Below are 7953 nucleotides of genomic sequence, written 5' to 3'. Positions count from 1 at the left end.
ACCCTTGTAGGAGCCGGCTTGCTGGCGATGGCGATCTTGATGACCCCATCGCCAGCAAGCTGGCTCCTACAGGTCTTGGTGGTTTAGCCGACGTGAAAGGTCTGACCGGTTTGCAGGCCTTCGACGCTTTTTGCATAGGCCAGTGCCACATCGACAGCCGGAACCGGTTTGAAGCCGCGGAAGTACGGCGCGTATTTGCCCATGGCTTCAACCAGGACATTCGGGCTCACCGAGTTCACCCGCAGGCCGCGCGGCAGTTCGATCGCGGCGGCACGCACGAAGCTGTCGATGGCACCGTTGACCAGTGCGGCCGAAGCACCGCTGCGGATCGGGTCGTGGCTGAGCACGCCGGTGGTGAAGGTGAACGATGCACCGTCATTGGCGAATTCGCGACCGATCAGCAGCAGGTTGACCTGGCCCATCAGCTTGTCGTTCAGGCCGAGGGTAAAACTGTCGGCGGTCATTTCGTTCAGCGGCGCGAAGGTCACGTTGCCCGCAGCGCAAACCAGTGCGTCAAACTTGCCGGTCTGTTCGAACAGTTTGCGAATCGAGGCGCTGTCGCTGATATCCACTTGGAAATCGCCGCTGTTGCGACCGATGCGGATGACCTCGTGACGCTCGGACAACTCCTTGTCGATCGCCGAACCGATGGTGCCGCCTGCGCCAATCAAAAGAATTTTCATGTTGTTTATCCTCATGTGTGTTGAAAGTGGCTTCAGTCTAGAGTGGTTTTTTCTGTGGATAAGCGCGCTAATAGGCAACCTTTGGTTTTCTAATGGAAACAATCCATGAGCGAGATGGATGATCTGGCGGCGTTTGCAGTGCTGATTGAAGCGGGCAGTTTCACCTTGGCGGCGCAGCAACTGGGTTGCAGCAAGGGCCAGTTGTCCAAGCGCATCAGCCTGTTGGAGACTCGGTTTTCCGTGGTGCTGCTGCAACGCACCACCCGCCGCTTGAGCCTGACGGCGGCGGGGGCGGCGCTGTTGCCGCAAGCCCAGGCGCTGGTGGTGCAAGTGGAAAGGGCGCGTCAGGCATTGGCGCGGTTGAAGGACGATATGGCAGGGCCGGTGCGTATGACGGTTCCGGTATCGTTGGGAGAAACCTTCTTCGATGGCTTGCTGCTGGAGTTTTCCCACAAGTACCCGCAGGTGCAGATAGAGCTCGACCTCAGCAACAATTACCGTGACTTGTCCCGCGACGGTTTTGATCTGGCGGTTCGCTCTGACGTCGGCAATGACGAGCGTCTGGTGGCGCGACCGCTGTTGGCCTGGCACGAACTGACCTGCGCCAGCCCGGCTTACCTTGAGCAACACGGCGAACCGCTGACCCCGCAGTCCCTGGCTGAGCACCAATGTTTGCTCAACAGCCACTACAGCGGCCGCGAAGAATGGCTGTATCACCAGCAGCACGAATTATTGCGGGTGCGTGTGTCGGGACCGTTCGCCAGCAATCATTACAGCCTGCTCAAAAAAGCCGCGCTGGCGGGCGCAGGCATTGCGCGTCTGCCGTCCTACCTGTTGCAGGCGGAATTGGCTGACGGCCGTTTGCGCTGGCTCTTGCGCGATTATCAGACGCGTCGCATGCCGATGTATTTGGTGCACCCGTATCAGGGTGGGTTGCCCAAGCGCACGCAGGTGCTGGCGGATTACTTGATTGGCTGGTTCAAACGCAGTGGGGAGGCGTTGGACAGGCTCTGACCGATCAAACAAAACCCTGTAGGAGCCGGCTTGCCGGCGATCGCGGTTTAACATTCTACAGAGAGGTTGACTGATACTCCGCTATCGCCGGCAAGCCGGCTCCTACAGGGGATTTTCGGTGTTGTCTGAATTCTGCCCGGCACAAAAAAACGGCCCGAAGGCCGTTTTTTGTTTACCGCGAACGCTTAACCACCGAGGTACGCTTCGCGCACTTTCGGGTCGGTCAGCAGTGCTTCACCGGTGCCTTGCATCACCACGCGGCCGTTCTCCAGAACGTACGCGCGGTCAGCGATTTTCAGCGCCTGGTTGGCGTTCTGCTCGACCAGGAACACCGTCACGCCATCCTTGCGCAGCTGTTCGATGATGTCGAAGATCTGCTGGATGATGATCGGCGCCAGACCCAGCGAAGGCTCGTCGAGCAGCAGCAGCTTGGGCTTGCTCATCAGCGCACGGCCGATGGCGAGCATTTGCTGTTCGCCGCCGGACATGGTGCCGCCGCGCTGATTGAAACGCTCTTTCAGGCGTGGGAAAAGTCCGAGGACCTTGTCCATCTGTTCCTGGTAATCGCCCTTTTCAGTGAAGAAACCCCCCATGGAGAGGTTTTCTTCCACGGTCAGGCGAGCAAACACCCGACGACCTTCCGGCACGACGGCGATGCTCTTGCGCATGATCTGCGACGAGCTCTGGCCGACGAGCTCTTCGCCCATGTAGCGGATGCTGCCGCTGTGGGCTTGCGGCGAACCGCAGAGGGTCATCAGCAGGGTCGACTTGCCGGCGCCGTTGGCACCGATCAGGGTCACGATCTCGCCCTGACGGACTTCGACGTTGACGCTGTGCAGCGCCTGGATCTTGCCGTAGAAGGTGGAAACGTTTTCGAATTGCAGCATTTACGCTTCCCCCAGGTAGGCTTTGATCACTTCAGGATTGTCGCGGATCTGTTCCGGCGTACCGTCAGCCAGAGGCGTGCCCTGGTTGATCACGACGATGTGGTCGGAAATGCTCATGACCAGTTTCATGTCGTGTTCGATCAGCAGCACGGTGACGTTGTGCTCTTCACGCAGCATGCTGATCAGCGCCTTGAGATCCTCGGTTTCCTTCGGGTTCAGGCCGGCAGCCGGTTCGTCGAGCATGAGGATCCGCGGGCGGGTCATCATGCAACGAGCGATTTCCAGGCGACGTTGCTGACCGTAGGCCAGGGTGCCGGCCGGACGGTTGGCAAACGCCTTGAGGTTGACCTTGTCCAGCCAGTACTCGGCGAACTCCATGGCTTCGCGTTCGCTTTTGCGGAAGCCCGGGGTCTTGAACAGGCCCGCCAGGAAGTTGGTGTTCAGGTGACGGTGCTGGGCGATCAAGAGGTTCTCGACCGCCGTCATGTCCTTGAACAGCCGCACGTTCTGGAAGGTGCGCACCACGCCTTTGAGGGCGATCTTGTGGCCGGGCAGGCCTTCGATCGGCTCGCCGTCCAGCATGATGCTGCCGCCGCTCGGCTTGTAGAAACCGGTCAGGCAGTTGAACACGGTGGTCTTGCCGGCGCCGTTGGGGCCGATCAGTGCCACGACCTGTTTCTCTTTCACGCTCAGGGCTACGCCATTGACGGCCAGCAAGCCGCCGAAGCGCATGCTCAGGTTTTCGACTTTAAGGATCTCGCGGCTCATTTGCGCAGCTCCATGTGAGGACGTTGCATGGGCAGCAGACCTTGAGGACGCCAGATCATCATCAGCACCATCAAGGCGCCGAACATCAACATGCGGTATTCACTGAACTCACGCATCATTTCCGGCAACAGGATCATCACCGTGGCGGCGAGTACGACACCCAGCTGCGAGCCCATGCCACCCAGCACCACGATGGCGAGGATGGTCGCCGACTCGATGAAGGTGAAGGACTCCGGTGTCACCAGGCCCTGACGCGCGGCGAAGAAGCTGCCGGCGAAACCGGCGAAGCATGCGCCGAGGGTGAAGGCAGAGAGCTTGATGATCGTCGGGTTCAGGCCCAGTGCACGGCAGGCGATTTCGTCTTCACGCAACGCTTCCCAGGCGCGGCCCAGGGGCATGCGCAGCAAGCGGTTGATGACGAACAGCGCAAACAGCGCGAGGAACAGCGCGACCAGGTAAAGAAAGATCACCTTGTTGATCGAGTTGTATTCCAGGCCGAAGTACTCGTGGAACGTCTGCAGGCCTTCAGCCGCCTTACGTTCGAAAGTCAGGCCGAAGAACGTCGGTTTCTCGATGTTGCTGATGCCGTTCGGACCACCGGTGATGTCGGTCAGGTTACGCAGGAACAGACGGATGATTTCGCCGAAGCCCAGGGTCACGATCGCCAGGTAGTCACCACGCAGACGCAGGACCGGGAAACCGAGCAGGAAGCCGAAAGTGGCCGCCATCAGGCCGGCGATCGGCAGGCAGATCCAGAAGCTCAAGCCGTAGTAGTGCGACAGCAGCGCGTAGCTGTAGGCGCCGACGGCATAGAAACCGACGTAACCGAGGTCGAGCAGGCCAGCCAGGCCGACCACGATGTTCAGGCCCAGGCCCAGCATCACGTAGATCAGCACCAGCGTGGCGATATCCACCGCACCGCGAGAACCGAAGAACGGCCAGACCAGCGCGCCGACGATCAGCGCGATGATGATCCAGCGTTGGGTGGTCGGCAGGGTCAGGAAATTACTGGCCTTGGCCGGCATCACCGGCAGGTTGGGCGAGGATTTCCAGGCCGAGCTGATCTGCTGGTCGAACAGCACCCGCAGGAACATCAGTACCGAGCACACGGCGATGGTGATCAGCGTTGCAGTGCTGGTGCCATGGACTTCGAGGTTGATGCCGACAATGGTCAGCTTCAGACCGAGTACCGGGTAGGCAACGGCCCACACCAGCAAGGCGCTGAACAACGCCTGTTTAAGATTCCTAGTCATACTTTTTCAACCTCCGGACGGCCCAACAGGCCGGTAGGCCGGAACAACAACACCAGAACCAATAGGCCGAACGCCACGACGTCCTTGTACTGGTCGCCGAAGATATCGGCACCGAAGGCTTCCGCCACCCCAAGCACGATCCCGCCGAGCATGGCGCCGGGGATGCTGCCGATACCGCCCAGTACCGCTGCGGTGAAGGCCTTGAGGCCGACCAGGAAACCGGCGTTCGGGTTGATCACGCCATATTGCATGCTCAGCAGCACGGCCGCGATGGCCGCCAGTGCGGCACCGATGACGAAGGTCAGGGCGATGATGTTGTTGGTGTTGATACCCAGCAGGTTGGCCATCTTGATGTCTTCGGCACAGGCGCGGCAGGCGCGACCCAGGCGAGAGCGGGAGATGAACAGCGTCAGGCCGAGCATGGCGATCAGGGTCACCACGAACACCACGATTTGCATGTAGGAAATCAGCACTTCATGTGCGCCACCTGGCCCGATGGCGAAGTTGCCGGGGATCAGGTTGGGGATGGATTTGTCCTTGGAGTCTTGCGCCAGCAGAACCGTGTTCTGCAGGAAAATCGACATGCCGATGGCGGAAATCAGCGGGATCAGACGGTTGCTGCCGCGCAAGGGGCGGTAGGCGATCCGTTCGATGCTGTAACCGTAGGCACTGGTCACGACGATGGTCGCGAGGAAAGCGGCGGTCATCAACAGCGGAACACTGTCGAGTCCCATCATGGACAGGCCCGCAATGGCGATGAACGCCACGTAGGAACCGATCATGTACACCTCGCCGTGGGCGAAGTTGATCATTCCAATGATGCCGTAAACCATCGTATAGCCGATGGCGATCAGGGCATACGTGCTGCCAATGGTCAGACCATTAACCAGCTGTTGGAAGAAGTGATAGATGTCAGGCATTACAGCGCTCCTAAAAACCTGATACGCATTTCACTGGTGGAGTCATTTTCCCGCTCGAGCCCCGTGGATCTGCATCCACTTCGAACGCGAGGTTTGCCAGCGAACCGCTGATGACGGTTTTGAGATTTTCAGGTGGGGAGACTGGCGGATCACGCCAGCGCGGCCCAATACGTTCGTAAAACAAAGCCCACGGCACGCCGTGGGCTTTATTGGCAGTCAGTCAGGCAACGCCTTACTGAGGCTTGGCTTCAGTTTTTGGTTTGCCGAAGTGCCACTCGTAAACCACAAATTTGAAGTCTTTCAGGTCGCCCTTGTCGTCGAAGCTCAGGTCGCCGGTAGGAGTCTTGAAGGTGCCTTTGTGGATGGCTTCAGCCACTTTGGCGGAGTCTTCGGACTTGGCAGCCTTGATACCTTCGGCGATCACTTCCACAGCCGAGTAGGCCGGGAACACGAACGGACCACTCGGGTCTTCTTTCTTCGCTTTGAACGCGTCAGCCAGAGCAACGTTGGCTGGATCCTGGTCGAAGGATTTCGGCAGGGTTACCAGCAGACCTTCGGAAGCTTCCTTGGCGATCTGCGAAATGGAGTCGTTACCCACGCCTTCCGGACCCATGAACTTGGCTTTCAGGCCTTTTTCCTGGGATTGACGCAGGATCAGGCCCAGCTCTGGGTGGTAGCCGCCGTAGTAGACGAAGTCGACGTTGGCTTGCTTGAGCTTGGAGACCATCGAAGAGAAGTCTTTGTCGCCGGCGTTGATGCCTTCGAACACGGCAACCTTGACGCCTTTGCCTTCCAGGGTTTTCTTCACGGCGGTGGCGATGCCTTCACCGTATTGCTGTTTGTCGTGCAGGACAGCAACGATTTTCGGTTTTACGTGATCGGCAATGTAGTTACCGGCGGCAGGGCCCTGGGCGCTGTCCAGACCGATGGTGCGGAACACCATTTTGTAACCACGAGCGGTGATGTCCGGGCTGGTGGCAGCCGGGGTGATCATGATCACGCCTTCGTCTTCGTAGATGTCCGAAGCCGGTTGAGTGGAGCTGGAGCACAGGTGACCGACTACGAACTTGACGCCGTCGTTGACGACCTTGTTCGCGACAGCCACAGCTTGTTTTGGATCACAGGCGTCATCGTATTCAACGGCTTCGAGTTTCTTGCCGTCTACGCCGCCCTTGGCGTTGATCTGTTCGATGGCCATTTTGGCGCCACTGAACTGCATGTCGCCGTATTGGGCTACAGGACCGGTTTTAGGGCCGGCGATGCCGATCTTGATGGTGTCAGCTGCGAACGAATGGCTGGCAACCCCGGCCAGAACCATAGCGGCAAACAGTTTGGAAATCTGCTTAGTAGCCTTAGTCATAGTGCTCCACTCTTACTGTTGTAGTTTTTATAGTCCTGGCGCCGTAGCAGCAGAACCGGGTCAGATATCTTCGAATATCCTCCGGAAAATGCCCCCGGCAACTGTACCGGTACAGTGTAGAGCGCCGATTGTCAGCCTGGGAAGGCAGCGCCGGGGGGCAAAACCTGAGGGTGTCGCTTTTTTGAAAGAAAAAGACAGAATTGCGGCGGGGGTTGTAGCTGAATTCTCAGCAATCCTTGGCTTTCCTGCAGTTTTCAATCGGTAACTCAATTGCATCCGGGTTTTTCTGCCTGACCACCGACGTTATCATCCACGTCGATTTCTTTTCCGGACAGGACCCATGACTCAAGAACCTAGCACCCTCTATGCCAAGCTGCTTGGTGAAACCGCATCTATTACCTGGAAGGAGCTGGAGCCCTTCTTCGCCAAGGGTGCCCTATTGTGGGTCGATCCCGGTCTGGATTTGATCGCCGTTGCCGAGGCCGTGGCCACCGACGAGGGCGAGAAAGTGGCTGCCTGGCTGGCTGCCGACACGGTCGCCAAGCTGTCTGAAACGCGGGCGCTGGATCTTTTTGAACGTGATCCGGAGTTGTGGGCAGTGGTGGTTTCGCCGTGGATTCTGATCCAGGAAAGGGCGACGAAGTGAAGTTGCGCACCGAATGAGTGCGTCGCTTCGCCGGGGAAAAGTGTGTAGCCGAGTAGCGTGATGGCATGTTGCCGTAGAGAAAGGCCACAGGCGGAGTTGGCATAACGGTGACGTAAACGTAACGGGCACAGTTTATTGAGCAGCCGATGGGCTGCTTAATTGTTTCTGGATGTTGGATTTGGGGGGCTATTCAGGCTGGGAGTTGTGGTTTGTGGGTTGTAGGTTGTGTACATATCCATTACTGCGGTAACGGCTGCTAATGGTTTCGCCCTTACGGCGAGTCACTTGGAAAAGCCCCAAGTAACCAAGCGCTCTTGCCCCTTTCGTTCGGTGCCTCGCCATGGCTCGGCATACCCTCGCTCCGGTCCTGCTCCGTGGGCCCGCCGCCATCGGCCATCCATGGCCGGGGGCGGCTAACCCGG

The 7953-nt window shown here is 58.7% G+C and carries 8 protein-coding genes; 2 read left to right on the top strand and 6 right to left on the bottom strand.

The features are described 5' to 3' along the window. Nucleotides 1–83: 83 nt before the first annotated feature. Nucleotides 84–683, bottom strand: coding sequence for a short chain dehydrogenase (locus tag PMI32_RS02950; protein WP_008034386.1), 600 nt, complete (start codon nucleotides 681–683; stop codon nucleotides 84–86). Between the two features lie 105 nt (nucleotides 684–788). Between PMI32_RS02950 and PMI32_RS02955 the strand changes: the two genes are divergently transcribed. After that, nucleotides 789–1697: a LysR family transcriptional regulator gene (locus PMI32_RS02955; protein WP_008034383.1), complete on the top strand. Its 909-nt coding sequence runs from the start codon at nucleotides 789–791 to the stop codon at nucleotides 1695–1697. Nucleotides 1698–1882: 185 nt separating this feature from the next. On the opposite strand, the gene PMI32_RS02960 is transcribed toward PMI32_RS02955, so the two are convergent. The 5 genes from PMI32_RS02960 to PMI32_RS02980 all read right to left on the bottom strand — a co-directional run bounded on the left by PMI32_RS02960 (nucleotide 1883) and on the right by PMI32_RS02980 (nucleotide 6885). Then, nucleotides 1883–2584 (bottom strand): ABC transporter ATP-binding protein, encoded by a 702-nt coding sequence (locus PMI32_RS02960; protein ID WP_008034381.1) that lies wholly within the window; start codon nucleotides 2582–2584, stop codon nucleotides 1883–1885. Beyond that, a complete protein-coding gene (gene livG, locus PMI32_RS02965) occupies nucleotides 2585–3352 on the bottom strand; it encodes a high-affinity branched-chain amino acid ABC transporter ATP-binding protein LivG (protein ID WP_008034380.1) in 768 nt (255 codons plus the stop codon). It abuts the gene before it with no gap. Continuing rightward, a complete protein-coding gene (locus PMI32_RS02970) occupies nucleotides 3349–4605 on the bottom strand; it encodes a high-affinity branched-chain amino acid ABC transporter permease LivM (RefSeq protein WP_008034379.1) in 1257 nt (418 codons plus the stop codon). Before PMI32_RS02970 ends, livG begins: the two co-directional genes overlap by 4 nt. Then, nucleotides 4602–5525: a high-affinity branched-chain amino acid ABC transporter permease LivH gene (gene livH / locus PMI32_RS02975; protein ID WP_008034378.1), complete on the bottom strand. Its 924-nt coding sequence runs from the start codon at nucleotides 5523–5525 to the stop codon at nucleotides 4602–4604. The genes PMI32_RS02970 and livH overlap by 4 nt, the downstream gene beginning before the upstream one ends. A gap of 232 nt (nucleotides 5526–5757) precedes the next feature. Beyond that, entirely contained in the window at nucleotides 5758–6885 is a 1128-nt protein-coding gene (locus tag PMI32_RS02980) for a branched-chain amino acid ABC transporter substrate-binding protein (RefSeq protein ID WP_008034377.1), read from the bottom strand. A 340-nt stretch (nucleotides 6886–7225) separates the two neighbouring features. On the opposite strand from PMI32_RS02980, the gene PMI32_RS02985 reads away from it, so the two are divergent. Further along, nucleotides 7226–7531 carry a DUF2288 domain-containing protein gene (locus PMI32_RS02985; RefSeq protein WP_008034376.1) on the top strand — a complete coding sequence of 102 codons (306 nt, stop codon included), beginning with the start codon at nucleotides 7226–7228 and terminating at the stop codon, nucleotides 7529–7531. The last annotated feature ends 422 nt before the right edge of the window (nucleotides 7532–7953 follow it).

Origin of the sequence: Pseudomonas sp. GM60 (genome assembly GCF_000282415.1) — a bacterium.
GTDB classification, from domain to species: domain Bacteria; phylum Pseudomonadota; class Gammaproteobacteria; order Pseudomonadales; family Pseudomonadaceae; genus Aquipseudomonas; species Aquipseudomonas migulae.
This window is presented reverse-complemented; position numbering and strand designations above follow the sequence as displayed.

Excerpts from the sequence above, each read along its gene's own strand:
- PMI32_RS02950 (WP_008034386.1), bottom strand. The coding sequence starts at position 683 with ATGAAAATTCTTTTGATTGGCGCAGGCGGCACCATCGGTTCGGCGATC.
- PMI32_RS02955 (WP_008034383.1), top strand. The coding sequence starts at position 789 with ATGAGCGAGATGGATGATCTGGCGGCGTTTGCAGTGCTGATTGAAGCG.
- PMI32_RS02960 (WP_008034381.1), bottom strand. The coding sequence starts at position 2,584 with ATGCTGCAATTCGAAAACGTTTCCACCTTCTACGGCAAGATCCAGGCG.
- livG (WP_008034380.1), bottom strand. The coding sequence starts at position 3,352 with ATGAGCCGCGAGATCCTTAAAGTCGAAAACCTGAGCATGCGCTTCGGC.
- PMI32_RS02970 (WP_008034379.1), bottom strand. The coding sequence starts at position 4,605 with ATGACTAGGAATCTTAAACAGGCGTTGTTCAGCGCCTTGCTGGTGTGG.
- livH (WP_008034378.1), bottom strand. The coding sequence starts at position 5,525 with ATGCCTGACATCTATCACTTCTTCCAACAGCTGGTTAATGGTCTGACC.
- PMI32_RS02980 (WP_008034377.1), bottom strand. The coding sequence starts at position 6,885 with ATGACTAAGGCTACTAAGCAGATTTCCAAACTGTTTGCCGCTATGGTT.
- PMI32_RS02985 (WP_008034376.1), top strand. The coding sequence starts at position 7,226 with ATGACTCAAGAACCTAGCACCCTCTATGCCAAGCTGCTTGGTGAAACC.